This is a genomic window from Clostridium sp. AF50-3, assembly GCF_003477445.1.
Classification (GTDB): Bacteria; Bacillota; Clostridia; order Lachnospirales; family Lachnospiraceae; genus Otoolea; species Otoolea fessa.
This window is the reverse complement of sequence record NZ_QUDH01000005.1, coordinates 177303-197785: the sequence shown is the minus strand read 5'-3', so window position 1 is coordinate 197785 and position 20483 is coordinate 177303. Positions and strand designations below refer to the sequence as shown.

Genomic DNA, 20483 nt, shown 5'->3' with positions numbered 1-20483 from the left:
CATTAAATGCTGCTTTTATCAATTTCTCATTCTATCGTCAGCATTCCTGTGTTTTAGCCTTCTATTTTCCCATCCTCCTTACCCATTTGCCGATTCTCCTCTATCTTCACAATCTTACCATCGATAATATGGAAGATCCGGTCCGCATACGCCGCCAGATGGTTATCATGCGTGACCATAACCAGCGTCTGGTTCTGTTCCCGGACGATCCGCTGCATCAGTTTCAGCACATCCATCGTCGTGTGCGAATCCAGGTTTCCAGTCGGCTCGTCTGCAAAAATGATCTCTGGATGTACCACCAGCGCCCGTGCAATGCCGACACGCTGCTGCTGCCCGCCGGACATCTGGTTCGGCATATGATCGCCGACTTTTTCCAGTCCGACCATTTTCAGATATTTTTCCGCCATCTCCCGACGCCTGCCGCGCGGCACACCGCGGAAGGACAGCGGAAGCGCTACATTTTCAACCGCATTCATCGTACCGAGCAGGTTATATGACTGGAAGATAAATCCGACCCGCTCCCGGCGGAATGCCACCAGCTGGTTCTCGTTTAATTTTTCTATGTGCTGTCCGGCTATGACAATCTCGCCCTTCGTCGGCTTCTCCAGCCCCGCCAGCATATTCAATAAGGTAGATTTACCCGAACCGGAGGTACCTACAATCGCACAGAATTCGCCACGGTACATCGTAAAATCAACGCCGTTCAGCGCGTATACCTTCGTCTCGCCGACGCGGTAGACTTTATATAGATTTTTTACCTGTATGACAGGTTCCCGTTTCCGGAGTTCATTCTTCCCCGGCACTTTCCGCTCTTCCATCAACCTTCTCCATTTTCTAACTTATTTCATGCTCCTGAATATTCCATCGAAATCCATTCCTGACAACCTGGATTTATACAAGTTTCAACCATTGCAATTCCAGTTCTTCTTTCTACATTATACCGGATTTGTTTCAATTCTCCTACCTTATTTTTCTTAATGTTCCTTACGCTTTTCTTACCAGATTTTTCTCCCTGTCTGACTGTTCCTTACGCTAATCCATTTTGCCCTGTAAAGTCATTTTTATTTCCTATTTCATCGCAGGTAATCTTCCAGCCGTCATCACATTGTCCATATTTTCTATCCCCCCTATTCATATTTTTTATATCACAGATCATTAAAAGCTATAGCAATCCATCTGGAAATGTTTTATAATAGTTGGGAAAAATATGCTAATACGAATAGAGAAGGAGAATCAAATGAGACATTTGCTGAATCCACTGGATTTTTCCGTTGAGGAGATCGACCAGCTTCTGGATCTCGCTTCCGATATCGAAGCCAATCCAGCCAAATATGCACACGTCTGCGACGGAAAGAAAATCGCGACTCTGTTTTATGAGCCAAGCACCCGTACACGCTTAAGTTTTGAGGCTGCTATGCTGAACTTAGGGGGACGGGTTCTTGGCTTTGCTTCTGCCGATTCAAGCTCTGCTTCCAAGGGCGAGAGTGTGGCAGATACCATCCGCGTTATCTCCTGCTTCGCAGATATCTGCGCGATGCGCCATCCGAAGGAAGGTGCGCCGATGGTTGCTTCCCTGCACTCTTCCATCCCGGTTATCAATGCCGGCGACGGCGGTCACCAGCATCCGACGCAGACCTTGACCGATCTGATGACGATCCGTTCTTTAAAAGGACGCCTGAACAATTTAACAGTCGGTCTGTGCGGCGATTTGAAATTCGGACGCACGGTTCACTCCTTAATCAATGCGCTGTCCCGCTACACAGGCATCCGTTTCGTCCTCATTTCCCCGCCGGAACTGCGCGTCCCGGATTATATCATTGAGGATACACTGAATGCAAAGGGAATCGAGTACAAAGAGGTTGAAAACCTGGATGAGGCGATGCCGGAGCTTGATATTCTCTACATGACACGTGTCCAGAGAGAGCGTTTCTTCAACGAGGAAGATTACATCCGTATGAAAGACTGCTACATTCTCGACAAAAAGAAGATGGAGCTTGCCCGTGATGATATGTTTGTGCTCCATCCGCTTCCGCGTGTCAATGAGATTTCCGTTGAGGTGGACAACGACCCGCGTGCCGCTTACTTCAAACAGGTTCAGTACGGCGTATACGTCCGTATGGCTCTGATCATGACTTTACTGGAGGTGGAAAAACCATGTTAAATATCAGCGGATTAAAAGAAGGTTTTGTTCTGGACCACATCCAGGCAGGACGCAGTATGGATATTTACTTTAAACTGGGGCTGGACAAGCTGGACTGCCAGGTGGCTATCATCAAAAATGCGCGCAGCAGCAAGATGGGACGCAAGGACATCATCAAGATCGACGGCAGCCTTGATCTGGTAAATGTTGATGTGCTCGGCTACATCGATCACCGTATCACGATCAACATCATCAAGGATGGAAAAATCGTAGAGAAAAAAGATGTCAAGATGCCGAAAAAAATCACAAATGTCATCCACTGCAAGAACCCGCGCTGCATTACCTCGATCGAGCAGGAGCTTCCGCATATCTTCTATCTCGCGGATGAGGAAAAAGAGGTATACCGCTGCCAGTACTGTGATGAGAAGTATTCGCTGTAAATTCTCCTGAATATATCAAATGAATATCAAAAAAGCCATGAACGACTTTTCTGTAGATTTACAGATCATAAGCGATTTCATGGCTTTTTATTATTTTCCAGATTATAGATTACAAAAGTGCCTACCCTTGAACATCTTAATTCCAGAACTCTGTCTTACCTTCCAGCCCGATACTCTCAGCCTTGAAGCACGGATTCTTGCCTTCCTTTTTCTGCACCAGGTAATCATCCAGACATTTGAGCGCTGTATTTCCCAGAATCACGATAACCGGCAGGTTGATGATCGCCATGATACCCATGAGGACATCCGCGAGATCCCATACCAGACCGAACTGGAGCTGTGCGCCAATGAAAACAACTACCACCGCAAACAGGCGGAACACATTCATTTCTTTATTTTTCAGCGTGCGGCCTGCGATGTAGTTGAGACATCCTTCACAGTAGAACAGGTTGCCGAGCAGCGTCGTGAATGCAAAGAGAAGAAGTGCAAATGTGATGAAGTACGGTCCAATCACACCAAATATTGTTCCCAGCGATTCCTGTACAAACGGAGCGCCTTTCAGCTCTTCCGACGGAACGATGCCGGTGCAGAGACACATCATCGCAGTTGCCGTACAGATGAGGATCGTATCGATGAAAACAGAAAGCATCTGTACCAGTCCCTGCTTAACCGGATGGCTGACATCGGCTGCTGCCGCCGCGTTCGGTGCAGAACCGACACCCGCCTCGTTGGAATACAGACCTCTCTTAATTCCCTGCATCATGGCAGAACCTGCAAATCCGCCGAAGATCGCCTTGAAATCAAAGGCATTGGAGAAGATATTGACAAATACCTCCGGGAGTCTTCCGATGTTTAAGATCATGACCGCAATCGCCATCAGGATGTAGAAAACGCCCATAAACGGAACCAGCACGCCGGTAATGCGGACAATCTGTTTTCCGCCGCCTATGATACAGATGCCGACCAGAATCGCCAGAATGGCGCCGCCGATCATCGGAACCAGGCTCCTGTCCCCCATCATAAATTGATGGTAAAAGCCGTAATTCGACATGCTGTCAATTAGGTTAAAGGACGCCAGCATATTAAAACCGCCAGCATAAGTAGCAATCAGGGCAATCGCGAAGACAACGCCCAGCGCACGGCTCTTCAGCGCCGCCTCGATATAATAAGACGGACCTCCGTAGCTTCCGCCGGATGCGTCGCGCTTCTTATAAATCTGTGCCAGCGTGCTCTCAACAAAAGCCGATGCGCCGCCCACAATCGCGATCAGCCACATCCAGAACACCGCGCCGTAACCGCCGATGGCGATCGCATTGGCTACACCTACGATATTGCCTGTGCCGACGCGGCTCGCCGTCGATACCATCAGCGCCTGAAATGCGGATACGGAGTTGCTGTCTGTCTTTTCTCCGACTACCCGGATTGATTCCGGAAGCAGACGGAGCTGTACGAAACGGCTTCGGAGTGTGAAATACAGTCCGACCGCCAGCAGCATGATAATCAACAGATAGCTGTACATAACATTGCTGATCACACCAACGAGTGATGCAAATCCTTCTAACATAAAATTTCCCCCTTTTCTTTTGTATGCAATATAGAAAAAAGAGCCGCTGCCGGATAAAGATGCTCTTTGGTATCTGCATTCGGCAACAGCCCTCTTAAATGATTTGAGCAAAACGGTAAGCCGGGTTATGTCGTTGAATGGTCATCTATCTAGTCCTGCTGTCGCCAGCAGGCTCAAGCAACCTACCCGAGAGCAGACGGGCCGCCTTGCGCTCTCTGTTCGGTCTTGCTTCGGATGGGGTTTACATGTGCCCCGGCTGTTACCAGCCGGGCGGTAGTCTCTTACACTGCCCTTCCACCCTTACCCGGTAAACCGGGCGGTACATTTCTGTTGCACTGTCCTTGGAGTCGCCTCCACCAGACGTTATCTGGCATCCTGCCCTGTGAAGCCCGGACTTTCCTCACCTGCAGCCTTTCGGTTCTGCAGCCGCGACCATCTGTCTTACTCAAAACATCCTAACTCTACCATATTTTCAGGCATTTGTCCAGTCAATCATACTTTAAAACAGCTTCCGCCGATAAATTCGCGCACAATCGAATTGTGCGGCACCTGTTCGCTGCTGACACCCAGAAAATAATCAAGAAATTTGAGCAGCCGCTTCGCCTCACTGTACTCCGCCGAATCACGCGGAACACTATATAGGATCGGCTCCGCATACTGTTTGAGCACCGAAAACTCATATAAAAATGCCGAATTGAACATCGCATCCGCCTGTTCCTGATATGGGAAAATGTTCCGTTCCTCGCCCCGGCGGACGGAATCCCACATCCGGATCGTGTCCTGTGCCGACGCGCCGCGCGTTCTCGCATCGCGGACCATCCGCCGGATCAGACGTCCGTCCGTCGTCGGAACGCGGTTGTGATCGTCGATATTTAACTGGGTCAGCGCACTGATATAAATCTTAAATTTCTTATCACGCGGCAGTGAATATGACAAATCATCATTCAGGCAGTGGATTCCCTCGATGACCAGAATATCCTCCGCCCCAAGCTGCAAAAAATCGCCCTTATATTCGCGCTCGCCCTTGACAAAGTTGTAAACCGGCAGTTCCACGCGTTTTCCCGCCAGAAGTTCTTCCATATCTTCATTAAACTGTTTCACATCGATGCAGTTTAATGCCTCATAATCGTAATTTCCATTTTCATCCCGCGGGCTGTCCACACGGTTGACAAAATAATTGTCCACCGCGATCGGATGCGGTTTCATTCCCAGCGCGCCGAGCTGAATCGACAGACGGTGCGAAAAAGTTGTTTTTCCCGAAGAGGACGGTCCCGCAATCATAACCAGCTTGCGTCCGCTCTCATGAATCTGCTCCGCGATATCTCCGATCTTCTTTTCCTGCAGCGCCTCCTGCATCAGGATCAGGTCGTTCATGCGCCCCTGGGCGATCGTATCGTTGAGTGTTCCCACGTCAAACACACCGAGCTTGTGACCGAGCTTTTCCGCCTCCTGCTGGACATCAAACAGTTTTTTCTGCGGATGGAACGGCTGAATCGCCTTCGGCTGCTTCTTGTTCGGCAGACGCAGGATAAATCCTTCCTCGTACATCTGTAAATCAAAATATTTGAGATACCGGGTGCTCATGACCATATATCCGTAGAAATAGTCGTCATAATCGCCGAGCCGGTAAACATTGACCCGCGACGCCCGCCGGTAATTGAACAAACGCGCCTTGTCATACATGCCCTGCTCCTGGAAATGATCCATCGCCTCATCCGTATTTTCACTCCGTTTCTGCAGCGGCAGATCCTGCTCAGACAGGCGCTTCATCTCCGCTTTCACACGGTCTAAGAGCTCCTGGCTGAGTGTTACCCTGCCTTCCACCTCCACATACAGGCCATTTTCAACAGAAAAGCAGACCGTGATATTTTTCACATTTTCCCTGCCTGCCACATTCTGAAAGGCTTTCATCATCAGAAAGACGGCACTTCTCTGATATGCCAGATAGCCAGCCGTATCTGCCGCTGTGATAAATTCCATCTGGCAGTCCTTCTGCAGTGTTTTATGCAGCTCCCGCAGCCGTCCATTTACCGAGACCAGAAGAATATCATTCTCGTAATTCTTCTGATATTCCTCCGCAATCTCCGCATAGGCGGTTCCCTGCGGATATGTTTTTATCTCACTCCCAATCCGTACTTCCGGCATGTAATCCCCTCCCTAAACAATCTGGATTGGAAACGCCGGTTTCTCCCGCACAACCTTCACGGCGTCTCCCAGCTTCCCCATCAGATATTTCTCCATAAATTCAGTAAAAATGTGTTCAATTCCATAATGTCCAGCGTCGATGACCGCCATGCCCTGTGCAACCGCGTCGATTCCTTCATGGTGGCTGATATCTCCTGTGATATAAACCTGCGCCCCGGCTGCCAGTGCCTCTCCCATCGTGCTTCCTCCTGCGCCCGGGCAGACCGCCGCTTTCTGAATCACTGCCTCACCGTCCAGCTCACCGAAGACCGCCACATACGGCAGGCCAAATGCCTCCTTGACCTGCTCGGCAGCTGCCCGCAGCGTCATCGGCTGTTCGAAGCGTCCAGTGCATCCGATTCCGTAGGAAGTACCGTCTCCGGTCTCTCCCATTTTCTCTAAAACTTCACAATCCGTCAATCCCAGCTTCTTTGCCGCCAGATCTGCCATGCAGCCCGGCGCTGCGTCGAAATTCGTGTGCATCGCATAGTAGGAAATATCATCCTGAATCATCCGCAGGCTCTTCTGCCGATGAAATTCTGATCGGACACCTGCTTGATTCCTTTGAAAATAAGCGGATGGTGCGTCAAAATCATATCCGCCCCCGCCTGCTCTGCCTGCTCAATCACAGAATCGGTGGCGTCCACCGCCAGAAAGATCGTCTTCACTTCCTTCCCGCTGCGCCCCGCTAAAAGCCCCGGATTGTCCCAGTCACATGCCATGCTGCGCGGCGAAAGTGTTTCCAGGATCTTGATAATCTCACTGCATTTCATGTCTCGTCTCCTCTATCAGCGCCAGATAGGCGGTCAGTTCGTTGATGCGCGCTGCTCGGCGGCTGATCGCCGTCTCTCCCGCTTCACTGGCTTCTAAAGTTCCCTTCTTGTTCTGGGCATCATTTTCTGTCAGCCCTGCCAGCACCTGCCGCGTCATCTTCTCTTCTTTCTCCAGATACGCAAGCAGCACCGGATCTTTCTTCCGGATCAAATCGGCTCCAAAACGGTAATCCTGCTCTCTCCCTGGCCGCATCGTGCCTCGCGCCGCTTCTATCACTATGTAATATTTTCCCTCGTCCGTCAGCATCGCTTCCCGGAGAATTAAAAATCCTTGTTCCTCCAGAAAATGACGCACTTCGTCCTGCTCCGACTGCGGCGACAGAATCAGGCGTTCTTTTCCCTCGCTCCAATTCTCCCACACATGGCGTCCCTGTTCCAGAATCCGGCAGGTCAGTTTTCCGCCCATTCCGGCGATCACAACTGTGTCTGCCTCGCCTGCCTTCAATTTTGCCAGTCCGTCTGACAGGCGCAGTTCAATTTTCCCGGAAAGCCCCACCTCTTCCACGTGTTCTTCCGCCCGCTCCAGTGGGCCTTTCCGCACATCCATCGCCAATGCCGACGGGCACACGCCCTTCTGCACCAGCCAGATCGGCACATAACCGTGATCGGTGCCGATATCTGCCACCCGGCTGCCCGGCTGTACAAAAGAAGCGATCCGTTCCAGACGCTTCGAGAGTTTTACTTCTGTCCGCATGATTTATTCTCCTGTGTTCTACTTTTTATTTCTTCTTTCCAGATCATTCATCCAGATAATCCTTCAATTTTTTGCTCCGGCTCGGATGGCGCAGCTTCCGCAGCGCTTTCGCCTCGATCTGGCGGATCCGCTCGCGGGTGACATTGAACTGCCGTCCTACCTCTTCGAGCGTGCGCGGTCTGCCGTCGTCCAGGCCAAAGCGCAGACGCAGCACCTTCTGCTCCCGCTCGGTCAGCGTATCGAGCACTTCCATGAGCTGTTCATGCAGCAATGTATAGGTTGCCGCATCGACCGGAACCTGCACATGATCGTCCTGAATGAAATCGCCCAGATGACTGTCTTCCTCCTCGCCGATCGGTGTCTCCAAGGAAACCGGATCCTGTGAAATCTTCATGATCTCCCGCACACGATCGACCGGCATCTCCATCTTTTCCGCGATCTCCTCCGGGGTAGGTTCCCGTCCAAGTTCCTGTAAAAGCTGTCTGGAAGTCCGGATCAGACGATTGATCGTCTCCACCATGTGAACCGGAATCCGGATCGTCCGCGCCTGATCCGCGATCGCGCGCGTGATCGCCTGACGGATCCACCAGGTTGCATAGGTGCTGAACTTAAATCCTTTTGAATAATCATATTTTTCAACCGCCTTGATAAGACCCAGATTTCCTTCCTGAATCAGGTCAAGGAACTGCATACCTCTGCCGACATAGCGCTTCGCAATGCTGACAACCAGGCGCAGATTCGCCTCCGCCAGACGTTTTCTGGCATTTTCATCTCCCAGCTCCATCCGCTTCGCCAGTTCAATTTCCTCTTCCGGGGAAAGCAGCGGCACTTTTCCGATCTCTTTCAGATACATCCGGACTGGATCATCGACTGACGCCATCCGGGATGCTGAGATCCAGGTTGTCCACGTCGATCGGCTCCTCCTCCTCGCCGTCTTCAAAAAGTTCTGGCTCCATGTCCTCATCGTCATCCATCCGGAGAACGTCTACATGATGATTTTCCAGAAAATCATAGATCTGATCGAGCTGTTCCGGGCTCAGTATCTCACCATGGAAATAATTCAATATTTCTTTATTGTCCAGTACATTTTTCTTTGTTTTTGCCAATTCCAGAAGCTGTGTGAGTTTTTCTTCAAATGTAACTTTTTTCTCTTCCATAGTTCGTCCTTCCTTCCATCCTCAGAACCTGCCCGACCATTTCCAATTTTGTTACTGAACACGCATACGTGTCCAGTAACGGAATTTGCCGTGGCTTCGCATTTCAATACGGCAAATTCCTGCTGCCACCACGTTTTCTTACGGCACTTTCGGTTCCAAAAGTGCCTACCCGTGTACAGTAACCCAATTTTTCCCAATCCGCAATCACTCCAACGTAATTACGAGCGAAGGCAATCCCGCCTGTTCCCGTATGAGCCGCTGCAGCTCATTCAAATCCGACGCCCGCCGGATCTGATCGTCGAGGCTGTTCTTCTTGATCCGGCGCACCGTCTCCGCAAATGCCTTTTTCTGCTCCTCATTGTTTAAGGATTCTTCCAGACTTGCATTGAAAAGCGCCGCGACTTCTTTGTAATTGCCCTCGTCGTCGATAAAGCGGTTCAAAATCGCCGCCGGATTGACATTTCCAGCTTCCAGACCCTCAAATACAGCTTTTGCCGCTTCTTTATAAAGTGGTTTTACAAAATCCTCCGGTCCGATGATGTCCTTGATCCGGGCATATAACGATGGTTCTTCAATCAGCCATGTAAGAAGCAGGCGTTCTGAACGGCGGATGCCCTCGTCCTTCTCCTTCTTCCTGCCCACCGGTCTCACCGCCGGTCCCGCATTTCCCGGAAGCTCTGCATTTCCAGCACCGTGGTTTTCCGACACTGCCCCGGCACTGCCGACGCTTCCGCCTACCTCCCTGTTTTGTACAGCACCAGTCGTATTTCCGGTTCTATATGAATCACCATAGCGACCTGCATATCCGCCTGCTGCCGTCTCCCCGACGCCATACCGGCTTCCGAGCTGGTTGACCAGCCGCCGCAGATCTTCATAATTGATAAAGTATTCCCGCGAAACCGCCTGTATATAATTATCCCGCTCCAGCGCCTCGCCAAATTCAAGCAGCTTGCGCGCCGTCTGATTGTAAAATGCCGTCTTCTGCTCCGGATCTTCCATATCAAAGCCGGCTTTCAGCACATCGATCTCATAGAGAAAGCTGTTTCTCGCCGTCTCGATCCGCTTTTCAAACTCCTCTGCTCCCAGGTTTTTCATAAATTCATCTGGATCCTTATACGGACGCATATTCAATACCTTGGTTGAAATTTCTGCCCGCTTGAGGATCGGAATCGCCCGCAGCGCCGCTTTGACGCCCGCGCCATCGCTGTCGTAGGTCAGAATGACCTGATCCGTATACCGCTTCAGAAGCGCCGCATGCTGCTCGGTCAGCGCCGTTCCCAGCGATGCGACCGCGTTCGTATAACCCGCCTGGTGCATGGAAATCACATCCATGTAGCCCTCGCAGAGCATCATATATTTCTTTCTCGAAGTACGCGCGTAATTAAGTCCGTATAGATTCCGGCTTTTGTCAAACAGCATCGTCTCCGGTGAATTTAAGTATTTCGGTTCTCCATCCCCGAGGACACGACCGCCAAACCCGATCACCCGGCTGTTGACATCCATGATCGGAAACATGACACGGTTCCAGAACTTGTCCCTGGCACCGCGCTCCTCAATCGTTACCAGCCCCGTATCCTTTAAAAGCTCGTCCTCATAGCCCTTGCTTTTCAGATACCGATACAGATCGTCGCTGATTTTATTGGAAAATCCCAGTCCGAACCGCCGGATCGTCTCATCCGTCAGCTTCCGCTTTACCAGATAATCATATCCTATCTTTCCCTGCGGCTGCTTGAGCTGGTAATAAAAATAATTGGCTGCCAGCTTATTGATCTCCAGAAGCGCCGCCTTGCGGTCCGCCTTCGCCTTTGCCTCTTTAGAATATTCCATCTTCGGCAGTTTCACGCCCGAACGGTCCGCCAGCATCTCAACCGCCTCGCGGAATGAATAATTTTCATATTCCATCACAAACGTAATCACATTGCCGCTGACACCGCAGCCAAAGCAGTGGTACATCTGCTTGGACGGCGACACCGAAAAGGATGGCGATTTCTCATGATGAAACGGGCAGAGTCCAAACAGGTTGCTTCCCTTCTTCTGCAGCTTCACGTATCCGGAAATCACATCCACAATGTCGCTACGCATTCTGACTTCCTCGATTACCTCTTCCGGATAATACATTTCTTCCTCCTTATACGCTCCAGGCTTTCGGAATAAACAATTCCTTAAACCGGTCAATCGCGTAAATATCTGTCATACCCGCGATATAATCGCATACCGCGCGCTCTTTCGTCTCATTTCTTATCTCCATAATCCGGTGGGATTCTTCCGGAAGTTCCTCCGGATGCGCCATATAATATCCATACAGCATCTCGATCATCTGCTGTGCGCGCCCTTCCTCCGCTTTCGCAATCCCGTCATGGTAGACATGGTCAAACATCCAGCGGCGCAGCCCGTGCATCGCCTCCTCGCGTTCCGGTGACATCGCCACCTCCGGCTTGTCCTGGCTGTGCTCGATGATGTCGTGGATCATGATATTCAGCCGCTCATGCACACTGTTTCCCAGAATGTCCGTGTACTCCCGCGGCAAATCCTCTTCCTTCATGATCTTTCCCCGGATCGCATCATCTATATCATGGTTTATGTAGGCAATTTTATCTGAAAGCCGCACAACATTCCCTTCCAGCGTCGCCGGATGACCGCTCGTCCGGTGGTTCAGGATCCCGTTGCGAACCTCCCAGGTCAGGTTCAGCCCCTGCCCCTTCTGCTCCAGCACCTCCACAATGCGGACACTCTGCTGATAATGCGCGAACCCCTCGCTGCAGAGCCGGTTGAGCACCGCCTCCCCCGAATGACCAAACGGCGTATGTCCCAGATCGTGCCCCAGCGCGATCGCCTCCGCCAGAGACTCATTCAGCCGCAGCGCTTTCGCGATCGTGCGCGCTATCTGCGATACTTCCAGCGTGTGCGTCAGGCGCGTCCGGTAATGGTCGCCCTCCGGCGCCAGAAAAACCTGCGTTTTCTGTTTCAGACGCCGGAACGATTTGCTGTGCAGAATACGGTCGCGATCGCGCTGATACTCTGGCCGGATGTCGCAGAGCGGTTCTTTCCGCTCCCGTCCCCGTGTATTCGCACTCAGCGACGCATACAGACTCAGGGTTTCCTGTTCCCATTTTTCGATCGTTTCTCTGATATTCATCCAGATCCCACCTTTATTCAGAATAATTTACGGAATAAATTCGAAAGTTCGCCCATTATCTTATAATAATATCATATTTTTGTAATTTGGGACAGAGGTTTTCCATGGATTTTTGATCTTTTTCTATTTTCTTTTTTTATTTTATGTGGAAAGAAGGGGAATTATGACTACTTATTTCCATCTATTGAACAAAGGGGCTTAGAATGAAAAAGAGAAGACATCTGTTCTTTTGAATACAGACATCCTCTCTTTACTATCATACATACAAAACGTAACGGCTGTCCCTGATGGACCTCATCTACATTTTATTTTCACTTATTATTTTTACTTATCCGCTTTTTCAAGCAGTTTCTTGATACCCTGAATTGCTACTAATACACCCAGGATTAACAGCAGCACTGCAAATACAAGCTGCAGTGTATTTCCCAGATCCAGACCGGTCGTCATAAATGCGTTTGTGAGCTTTATGATGGTCATGCTCAGTGCAGTAAAGGTAACTGCCATCATGAACAGCATCGGCACCCAGAGCATCCAGCCCTGACGCTTGGTTTTCTTTAAGAATACTGCACAAGCTACAAGAGCAAGTACCGATAACAGCTGGTTTGCAGAACCGAATAACGGCCAGATCTCTGCATAGCCAACCTTGGTAAGCAGGTACGCGAGTACCAGTGTGATGATGGTTGCAAAATATTTATTGGTTACTACTTTTACAAACGGGCTCATATTTTCCTCGTCTGTATCCGAATCCATGAAAAATTCCTGGAACGACAGACGTCCTACCCGGGCAACCGAATCCAGGGAAGTCAGTGCAAATGCAGATACCGCCAGGTTGATTAATGTAAATACAAGCGAATGCGGCAGACCAACTACGGAAAGAAAGTTTGCGATCGCGCCTGCAAAAATCTGCGGCTGGGTGGTAAGTCCCTGTGCTGCTGCCTCGCCATCTGCAAAGGAAGCAACTGCAATCAGTGCGATGATAGCAAGCATACTCTCCATCAGCATTGCGCCAAACGAAACCGGAAGCATGTTCTTTTCATTTTTGATCTGTTTAGATGCAGTACCGGAAGATACCAGAGAATGGAAACCGGAAACTGCGCCACAGGCAATCGTTACAAATAAAATCGGGAACATATACTGTCCATTTACATTAAAGCTTGTAAACGGTTTCAAATTACATGCCGGATTGGCCACAAATACACCGATAACTGCACCGACGATCATAAAGATCAGCAGATAGCTGTTCAGATAATCACGCGGCTGAAGCAGCGCCCATACCGGAGCGACACTGGCAATCAGAATGTACACAAAGATAATAATATGCCAGGTTCCAAGATCGACATAGACCGGGAAATTCAGTCCCAGTGCGATCGCTGCCACCAGTAATAAAATAGCGACGGCTGTGTTGATCCATTTGTTGAATTTGGTATATTTGAGGAAATATCCAAGTGCAACTGCCTCGATGATAAATAACATAGAAGTAGTTGCAACGGCTCCATTTGCCGCTATCTTTGTGACAACACCTGCCTCATCGACCGTAAATCCCTTAAATGTTCCCGCTACAACGTCTGCAAACGCTGCAACAACCAGAATACAGAACAGCCAGCAGAATAAAAGGAATAATTTCTTTCCTAATTTTCCAATGTACTCTTCGATGATGTATCCGATTGTTCGTCCCTTATTTTTGACAGACGCATACATGGATGCAAAATCCTGAACGGCGCCGAAAAATACGCCGCCGATTAAAATCCAAAGCAGGACCGGAAGCCAGCCAAAAATTGCCGCCTGGATCGGACCATTGATCGGACCCGCACCGGCGATCGACGCGAACTGATGACCAAACACAACGTTTGTATCAGCCGGTACATAATCAACACCGTCCTCCATCTCATATGCCGGAGTTTTGGCATTCGGATCGATGCCCCACTTATTCTGGAGATAACGCCCGTACAGGAGGTATGCTCCTCCCAGAACAACGATGGCGATTATCATCATCATTACTCCACTCATAGTTAAACCTCTTTCCTTTGTTTATTTATAAAAAAACGCCTCTGCTATCCAGTCGGATAACAAAGGCGAATTTTCTATCCCAACAGCTTTCCCGATCCATCCAGTGACTCTCTGTATTTCCGTTCTTTTATGTCTTTCCATGCTCATTGCATTTTATATCATGTAAATTATACTCTTTTGAGCGGAAAATTCAATTAACACTTTAAATATAATTTACAATTTCATTTATTGTTTTTTGTGCACCTTGCACTTCCTATTGTTTTTACAACGGGAAACTTCGCTCCAGACACAATGCCCCATACCCTACCCGCTCATTCGGATATACCGTCTCCCCCGGCAGACTCCGCGCCCCGCGGATGAGATATGCTTTCAGCTTCTCCCCATACAGGTAGGGATCGTTCCCATTTACAATCCCCCATTGCATCATCAGCGCCGCCGATCCGGTCACAAATGGAGCGGCAAAGGAAGTTCCTGTCACCGCCTCATATCCGCCGCCTGCGCGGGCGGTGATGATATTTACACCAGGTGCCACCAGCTCTGGTTTGATCGGATGCCCCAATCTTGCAAATCCACGACCGGAAAAATCTGCATACGCCTGCGTGGCGTCATCGTACGCCCCCACCGAGATCGCCCGGCTGGCGGTCGATGGGATTGTCAGCGTCGTGTCCGGCGATGCCGTCAAAAAACGTGTTTCCCTGTTCAGTGCCATGCCCGCTGGCAGCCACAGATCATACTGACCATCCCGTATTTCTTCTGGAATCAGACGGATTTTCCAGAGCCCGTCCTGAATGTAGCTTCCTTTTGGAATCAAATCCAGATAAATCTCCTGCGCCTGACTGTATGGACTCGGCATCCCATAATATAGAAGAATCTCTTCCGTCTCATAGGAAAGCCGCTGTGCTCCCAACGATTCCCGGATCAGCCCGGTGCTGCTGCCGCCCGGGCTGAAAATTTCTACTGAAAACCGGTCCTGATACAATTTCCATAGCTGCACACCGAAGCCCGTCTGATATTCCCCCACTGCAAGCTCTATCTCCACCGGACGTCCCATCTGCAGAAATCCCGCCCGGTGTCCCATGCTGTATCCTTCATTTCCGGTTCCCACGATGATGGAAGTCCGCCCCCGCTCTGCCATCGAATTTAGATACGTCTCCAGCAGGCTGGTTCCGTCATGAGAACCGTAGGTATTTCCAAAGCTCAGATTCACCGCCACCGGCATCCGCCATTCCTGTGCGATTCCCACCACATAGTCCAACGCCCGCATCAGCTCTGTTGTCCTGGGAAATGAATCCGCAAGCGGCGTTCCAAGCTTCACGACCAGAAGTTCACTCTCCCAGGCTACTCCCCGGTAGTGTCCGCCGCCCTCCCAGCCATTTCCGGCTGCAATCGCCGCAACTGCCGTCCCGTGCCCACTCACATCCCGCGACTGGACGATCTCGTAAGCGCGTTCCCGGCTGCCCGCCTCCAATGCCCGGTTGAGCTCCTCCCGCGTATAAATCCGGTTCTGCTCCTGATCCCAAAGTGCGGCGATGCGCGTCGTTCCATCTGCGTTTCGAAAGTCCGGATGGAAATAATCGATTCCGGAGTCGATGATGGCAGTCAATGTGCCTCGACCACTTAAATCAGCATCTCTGCCATACACGTTTTGAGAGACTTGATTTCCGCTCTGCACCGGCGCAATACAGGTATCCCGAATCGCCCGGTTCACCTCAAAATAAAGACGCTTCGGCTTTTCTATATACTCAACCTGTGATAATCCTGCCAGATCATCCACCTGCGATTCAGGGAGCCGCACAATCGCGTAGCCGCCGGAAAGTGGATAAATTTCCGCCTGCGGCAGCTGTTCCTGCAACTTTTCCACAGTTCCATTATATTGAATGATTAATTCCCAGCGTTTCGTATTCTGGTCGTATCCCATCTGAAGTGCCGGGGACTTTTCCCGTTCCGCTTCTGTCGCATCCAAAGATAAGTTTAAAAGGTTTTCTTTTTTCTGGCTCTTGCCATTCACTAATTCACTCATTTTACAGTTTATGCTTATATGGCAAATCCCAGCATCATATTCTATCTATTTTTTTAACAAAACAAAACCCGGTACATCTCTGTACCGGGCTATCGATCATGCAGAAGAAGGGACTTGAACCCTCATGATGTTGCCATCACACGGACCTGAACCGTGCGCGTCTGCCAATTCCGCCACTTCTGCTTACTGCGGGAGATGGGACTTGAACCCACACGAGCATACACCCACAAGATCCTTAGTCTTGCCTGTCTGCCAATTCCAGCACTCCCGCTTACTGTTTTTCAATTTTCTCTGTCCGATGATTTTCTCACCGACAAAGAGTAGTATAGCACAATTTCATTTGAATTGCAAGCCTGTTTTCCGCAAATTTATATCTGAATTTATTGAATCAGAGTATAGCAAAAACCCGGCACATCTCTGTACCGGGCTATCAGTCATGCAGAAGAAGGGACTTGAACCCTCATGATGTTGCCATCACACGGACCTGAACCGTGCGCGTCTGCCAATTCCGCCACTTCTGCTCACTGCGGGAGATGGGACTTGAACCCACACGAGCATACACCCACAAGATCCTTAGTCTTGCCTGTCTGCCAATTCCAGCACTCCCGCTTACTGCTTTTTATTTTTGCCTGTCGAGTGAGTCACTCACTGACGAAGCTTAGTATAGCACAGGCGCTCCGCGAATGCAAGCATTTTTTTGTTTTTTTTATTTTTTTTTATTTGTTCTAATTATTCCTATATTTTTATAGTTTCTTTCTACTGCAAAATCATGTATTTCAGCTCTATCCTACCACTCCGCAGCTCCCTTAAAAAATCCTTTCTTACTTCTTAAACAGGAAAATAGACAACCATTACACATTTCTGGTTACTGTTCACGCATGCGTGCCCAGTAACCATTTCTGCATTCCTATAGCCACAAAATGTCTCCTTTGAGATTGAAAAAGCGCTGTCTTTCTGCTATAATACATAGTTGCATTGATTTCTTTCATTAAAATTAAGAAACATTACAAAAAGGGCGTAAAAAGGCGCAATAAGAAACCGAAAGAAAGGCGGAAATCCTGATAAGCAAAGGATTTTCGGATAGGTAAATCATAAAATGAAATTAGGTATCGTAGGTCTGCCAAACGTAGGCAAAAGTACACTGTTTAATTCTCTGACCAAGGCTGGCGCTGAGTCTGCCAATTACCCGTTCTGTACCATCGATCCGAACGTCGGTGTCGTACCGGTTCCAGATCCGCGTCTGGGTCAGTTAGCAGCTCTTTATAATTCTGCCAAAATCACTCCGGCTGTAATCGAGTTCGTTGATATCGCTGGTCTGGTAAAGGGCGCTTCCAAGGGCGAAGGTCTTGGTAACCAGTTCCTTGCCAATATCCGTGAGGTAGACGCGATCGTACACGTTGTCCGTTGCTTTGAGGATCCAAATGTTATCCATGTAGACGGCAGCGTCAATCCGCTCCGCGATATCGAAACCATCAACCTGGAGCTTATCTTCTCCGATATGGAGGTTCTGGAACGCCGTATCGCCAAGACGACCAAGAGTGCCATGGGAAATAAGGCTCTGGCCAAAGAACTGGAAACTTTAAAGAAACTGTATGCTCACCTGGAAGATGGCAAACTGGCAAAAAGCTTTGAGCCGGAGGACGAGGATGAACTCACGTTCATCAATACGCTGGATCTCTTAACCTGGAAACCGGTTATCTTCGCTGCCAACGTATCCGAGGATGATCTGGCAGATGACGGTGCTTCCAATGAATATGTAAAACAGGTTCGCGAATTTGCAGCTGAGAACGACAGCGAGGTATTTGTTATCTGTGCACAGATTGAACAGGAAATCGCAGAACTGGACGAGGACGAGAAAAAGATGTTCCTCGAAGATCTCGGTCTGACCGAATCCGGTCTTGAAAAACTGATCGCAGCCAGCTACCGTCTGCTTGGTCTCATCAGTTATCTGACTGCCGGAGAAACCGAGACACGCGCATGGACCATCAAGGTCGGCACCAAAGCTCCGCAGGCAGCTGGAAAGATCCACTCTGATTTTGAGCGCGGTTTCATCAAAGCCGAGGTAGTCAACTATCAGGATCTTTTAGACTGCGGTTCCTACAATGCAGCCAGAGAAAAAGGGCTGGTACGCATGGAGGGCAAGGACTACGTGGTGAAGGACGGCGATGTCGTACTCTTCCGCTTCAATGTTTAATATCGTGTCATAAAATCTCAGAAGCTGCCATCCGCTGATCAGATTCCCTTTTCGTAGATTTGGGGTAACTGTTTGGGTTTGCGCATTTACTGCGCTGACCGTACGAAAACATGGGGGATCCTATCAAAGCATATCAACGGATGGCAGCTCTTTTTATTTCTCCCTTTTTACAAAAGTGTGTCTGATGCATACTAACTCATAATTATACGAAACACCACTCTTTTATTCATTTTCTATTCATTTCTGGCTAATGGGTATTCATTTTTACTCTAAGTTGTCGTGCAATTTATTAGATTTGAATTTTTGAAAGAGCCAGCACCTTGAATGGGCTGACTCTTTCAATGTCACCTGTAATTGACAAACTGGAATTTGGCTATTTCGTTGCAACAATACTTATCCAATGATTTTTTGCATTTGAATACGTTTTGATCTCTGTAAAACCCGCTTCTTTCAAAGCGGCAACAAGTTGTTTAGATGTGTAAATCTTCATACCATTGATCATCTTTGTCCATTTTTCATCTGCGGCATTCGTTCCGTCACTCTCGTTACAAATCAGGAATATGCCTTCGCTTTTTAGCACACGGTTGATCTCGGAAAAGCATTTTACTAATCCTGGCCAAAAGTAAACTGTTTCGAAGGCAGAAACATAATCAAAAGTCGCGTCAGAAAAGGGTATAGCAGATACATCTCCTTGAACTACATTACATTTCCCTTGTTTAATGGCGAGGGCGTTCAATTTTTGAGATTCTGCCACACTAACCTCAGAATAATCCATTCCTGTCACGTGGCCATTTCCACATCTATCAAGCCAGACCGCAATATTTGCTCCGCCGCCACAGCCGACGTCCAGAACTTCAGCATCAGACTTCGCGGAGATATTTGAGAATCCCCATTGCGATAATTTGGCGTGACCGCTGTTCATCATCTTCGTCATCAATTTTCCGCCGAAGCCTTGTGGCTTACGGGTATTTTCAAAAAATTTCATTACAGAATTCCTCCTCCACAAATACCGGTTTTCTTAATTCGACAAACCGGTATTGCTCAATCGTTTTTCTCCGTTAGGAGAATATACAATCCATAAATAAAAAGAACAAGGAATAAAACCGTAGGAATCAATAATCCATTTTCTAAAATACTTACAATCATTCTTCCAGGTGGCGTTACCCATTCAGTTGCTGGATTTTGCATTGCCACTATTATCATTCCCACAATACCAACAACACCACTTAATGTTAAAAAACCACCTTTTATATTTCTACTCATAATCATTACCTCCTCGTTAAATACCGATTAGTATAACAGTAGTCTAACACATGTTGTTTAAAAATACTACAGCCAAGCTAATGTCTGTAATTTGCCCTAAAATTTCATTTTATGGAATTTGGACTACTTGATTTTCTAATCGCATACGCAATTTGTGAAATGTATCATTATACTGTTGATACATCAGACACACAAATGTAAATAGGGACTTTTATTTTTATAACAAATCATATTCTTTCATTTTCCCTCAAACCGTCTCATACACTGTACTAAACGAATTCCGGAGCTTTCTTATGAGTTCAAAAACAAAAATTGTCGTACTCCGCATGAAAGAGATTATTTATACTGCTATCTTTATCGGGCTGGGGCTTCTTCTCATCGCGCTTCTCCTCATCATGTTCCGTCCTGGAAGGAAGACACAGAGTGCTTCTGCCCCTGCTGCGGCTGGTATCCACTATCTGCCAGGCATGTACAGTTCTACCCTGACACTCGGCAGCCAGGCAGTCAATGTCGAAGTCACGGTTGATTCCACCCAAATCACCTCTGTTACCTGCCGTCCTTTAAGTGATTCCATCGAAACTATGTACCCGCTGCTCTCCCCTTCCGCTTCGCATCTCTCGGAGCAGATCGTGAGCACGCAGTCGCTTGAAAATCTCTCCTTTGAAAGCGGCAGCCAGTATACCTCACAGGCACTCTTAAATGTGATACATACCGCACTGGCGAAAGCGATCCTTTAAGTTTCATATCACTCCATATAGCTTCTTCTAATCAAAACGTCCGGTTGAACCGTCTTTCCAAACGGTTCAACCGGACGTTTTACTTCCGTATTCGTGACTGTTCAGTACCTTCAC

General features: G+C 48.8%; 14 protein-coding genes, 4 tRNA genes, 1 other RNA gene and 2 pseudogenes. 4 read left to right on the top strand and 17 right to left on the bottom strand.

The features are described 5' to 3' along the window. Positions 1 to 53: 53 nt before the first annotated feature. The gene (locus DW085_RS07940) at positions 54 to 818 is read right to left on the bottom strand and encodes an ABC transporter ATP-binding protein (protein ID WP_118492138.1); all 765 of its coding nucleotides are present in this window, start codon (positions 816 to 818) and stop codon (positions 54 to 56) included. A 419-nt stretch (positions 819 to 1237) separates the two neighbouring features. Here DW085_RS07940 and pyrB point away from each other — a divergent pair, with 419 nt between their 5' ends. Together pyrB and DW085_RS07930 are read left to right on the top strand one after the other, a co-directional pair. Further along, positions 1238 to 2161: an aspartate carbamoyltransferase gene (pyrB, locus tag DW085_RS07935; protein WP_107001544.1), complete on the top strand. Its 924-nt coding sequence runs from the start codon at positions 1238 to 1240 to the stop codon at positions 2159 to 2161. Continuing rightward, positions 2155 to 2580 carry an aspartate carbamoyltransferase regulatory subunit gene (locus tag DW085_RS07930; protein ID WP_022359701.1) on the top strand — a complete coding sequence of 142 codons (426 nt, stop codon included), beginning with the start codon at positions 2155 to 2157 and terminating at the stop codon, positions 2578 to 2580. The genes pyrB and DW085_RS07930 overlap by 7 nt, the downstream gene beginning before the upstream one ends. 136 nt (positions 2581 to 2716) lie before the next feature. Here DW085_RS07930 and DW085_RS07925 read toward each other — a convergent pair whose 3' ends face one another. The 14 genes and pseudogenes from DW085_RS07925 to DW085_RS07860 all read right to left on the bottom strand — a co-directional run bounded on the left by DW085_RS07925 (position 2717) and on the right by DW085_RS07860 (position 16784). Then, entirely contained in the window at positions 2717 to 4144 is a 1428-nt protein-coding gene (locus DW085_RS07925; protein WP_117795155.1) for an alanine/glycine:cation symporter family protein, read from the bottom strand. 100 nt (positions 4145 to 4244) lie between these two features. Next, positions 4245 to 4592, bottom strand: an RNA gene (gene rnpB / locus DW085_RS07920) — RNase P RNA component class A. Positions 4593 to 4636: 44 nt separating this feature from the next. Next, a complete protein-coding gene (locus DW085_RS07915; protein WP_118492136.1) occupies positions 4637 to 6289 on the bottom strand; it encodes a nucleoside kinase in 1653 nt (550 codons plus the stop codon). 12 nt (positions 6290 to 6301) lie between these two features. Continuing rightward, positions 6302 to 7050: pseudogene (locus DW085_RS07910) on the bottom strand (Nif3-like dinuclear metal center hexameric protein). A 37-nt stretch (positions 7051 to 7087) separates the two neighbouring features. Continuing rightward, complete coding sequence (locus tag DW085_RS07905; protein ID WP_118492134.1) at positions 7088 to 7855, bottom strand: class I SAM-dependent methyltransferase; 768 nt, start codon at positions 7853 to 7855, stop codon at positions 7088 to 7090. Between the two features lie 43 nt (positions 7856 to 7898). Then, positions 7899 to 9012: pseudogene (gene rpoD / locus DW085_RS07900) on the bottom strand (RNA polymerase sigma factor RpoD). A 204-nt stretch (positions 9013 to 9216) separates the two neighbouring features. Next, on the bottom strand, positions 9217 to 11130 hold the full coding sequence (gene dnaG / locus DW085_RS07895; RefSeq protein WP_118492132.1) for a DNA primase: 1914 nt from the start codon (positions 11128 to 11130) through the stop codon (positions 9217 to 9219). 10 nt (positions 11131 to 11140) lie between these two features. After that, the gene (locus DW085_RS07890) at positions 11141 to 12148 is read right to left on the bottom strand and encodes a deoxyguanosinetriphosphate triphosphohydrolase (protein WP_118467460.1); all 1008 of its coding nucleotides are present in this window, start codon (positions 12146 to 12148) and stop codon (positions 11141 to 11143) included. Between the two features lie 324 nt (positions 12149 to 12472). Next, entirely contained in the window at positions 12473 to 14155 is a 1683-nt protein-coding gene (locus DW085_RS07885) for a carbon starvation protein A (protein WP_118492130.1), read from the bottom strand. Positions 14156 to 14417: 262 nt separating this feature from the next. Beyond that, the gene (locus DW085_RS07880; protein ID WP_118492128.1) at positions 14418 to 16175 is read right to left on the bottom strand and encodes a S8 family peptidase; all 1758 of its coding nucleotides are present in this window, start codon (positions 16173 to 16175) and stop codon (positions 14418 to 14420) included. A gap of 99 nt (positions 16176 to 16274) precedes the next feature. Next, a tRNA-Leu gene (locus tag DW085_RS07875) sits at positions 16275 to 16358 on the bottom strand. A gap of 4 nt (positions 16359 to 16362) precedes the next feature. Then, positions 16363 to 16446 (bottom strand) — tRNA-Leu (locus DW085_RS07870). A 166-nt stretch (positions 16447 to 16612) separates the two neighbouring features. Beyond that, positions 16613 to 16696 (bottom strand) — tRNA-Leu (locus tag DW085_RS07865). 4 nt (positions 16697 to 16700) lie between these two features. Further along, positions 16701 to 16784 (bottom strand) — tRNA-Leu (locus DW085_RS07860). A gap of 487 nt (positions 16785 to 17271) precedes the next feature. Between DW085_RS07860 and ychF the strand changes: the two genes are divergently transcribed. Continuing rightward, positions 17272 to 18369 carry a redox-regulated ATPase YchF gene (ychF, locus tag DW085_RS07855; RefSeq protein ID WP_118492126.1) on the top strand — a complete coding sequence of 366 codons (1098 nt, stop codon included), beginning with the start codon at positions 17272 to 17274 and terminating at the stop codon, positions 18367 to 18369. A gap of 373 nt (positions 18370 to 18742) precedes the next feature. Here the strand turns inward: ychF and DW085_RS07850 are convergent, their stop codons facing one another. After that, the gene (locus tag DW085_RS07850; RefSeq protein ID WP_117795139.1) at positions 18743 to 19354 is read right to left on the bottom strand and encodes a class I SAM-dependent methyltransferase; all 612 of its coding nucleotides are present in this window, start codon (positions 19352 to 19354) and stop codon (positions 18743 to 18745) included. Positions 19355 to 19410: 56 nt separating this feature from the next. Continuing rightward, complete coding sequence (locus tag DW085_RS07845; RefSeq protein WP_107001555.1) at positions 19411 to 19632, bottom strand: peptidase M50; 222 nt, start codon at positions 19630 to 19632, stop codon at positions 19411 to 19413. Between the two features lie 293 nt (positions 19633 to 19925). Between DW085_RS07845 and DW085_RS07840 the strand changes: the two genes are divergently transcribed. Further along, the gene (locus DW085_RS07840) at positions 19926 to 20369 is read left to right on the top strand and encodes a hypothetical protein (protein WP_117795137.1); all 444 of its coding nucleotides are present in this window, start codon (positions 19926 to 19928) and stop codon (positions 20367 to 20369) included. Positions 20370 to 20483: the final 114 nt, after the last annotated feature.

Bases quoted from the DNA above. Each gene is read 5' to 3' on its own strand.
- DW085_RS07940 (WP_118492138.1), bottom strand. From the start codon at position 818: ATGGAAGAGCGGAAAGTGCCGGGGAAGAATGAACTCCGGAAACGGGAA.
- DW085_RS07890 (WP_118467460.1), bottom strand. From the start codon at position 12,148: ATGAATATCAGAGAAACGATCGAAAAATGGGAACAGGAAACCCTGAGT.
- DW085_RS07850 (WP_117795139.1), bottom strand. From the start codon at position 19,354: ATGAAATTTTTTGAAAATACCCGTAAGCCACAAGGCTTCGGCGGAAAA.
- DW085_RS07845 (WP_107001555.1), bottom strand. From the start codon at position 19,632: ATGAGTAGAAATATAAAAGGTGGTTTTTTAACATTAAGTGGTGTTGTT.
- DW085_RS07885 (WP_118492130.1), bottom strand. From the start codon at position 14,155: ATGAGTGGAGTAATGATGATGATAATCGCCATCGTTGTTCTGGGAGGA.
- dnaG (WP_118492132.1), bottom strand. From the start codon at position 11,130: ATGTATTATCCGGAAGAGGTAATCGAGGAAGTCAGAATGCGTAGCGAC.
- DW085_RS07930 (WP_022359701.1), top strand. From the start codon at position 2,155: ATGTTAAATATCAGCGGATTAAAAGAAGGTTTTGTTCTGGACCACATC.
- DW085_RS07840 (WP_117795137.1), top strand. From the start codon at position 19,926: ATGAGTTCAAAAACAAAAATTGTCGTACTCCGCATGAAAGAGATTATT.
- DW085_RS07880 (WP_118492128.1), bottom strand. From the start codon at position 16,175: ATGAGTGAATTAGTGAATGGCAAGAGCCAGAAAAAAGAAAACCTTTTA.
- pyrB (WP_107001544.1), top strand. From the start codon at position 1,238: ATGAGACATTTGCTGAATCCACTGGATTTTTCCGTTGAGGAGATCGAC.
- DW085_RS07915 (WP_118492136.1), bottom strand. From the start codon at position 6,289: ATGCCGGAAGTACGGATTGGGAGTGAGATAAAAACATATCCGCAGGGA.
- DW085_RS07925 (WP_117795155.1), bottom strand. From the start codon at position 4,144: ATGTTAGAAGGATTTGCATCACTCGTTGGTGTGATCAGCAATGTTATG.
- ychF (WP_118492126.1), top strand. From the start codon at position 17,272: ATGAAATTAGGTATCGTAGGTCTGCCAAACGTAGGCAAAAGTACACTG.
- DW085_RS07905 (WP_118492134.1), bottom strand. From the start codon at position 7,855: ATGCGGACAGAAGTAAAACTCTCGAAGCGTCTGGAACGGATCGCTTCT.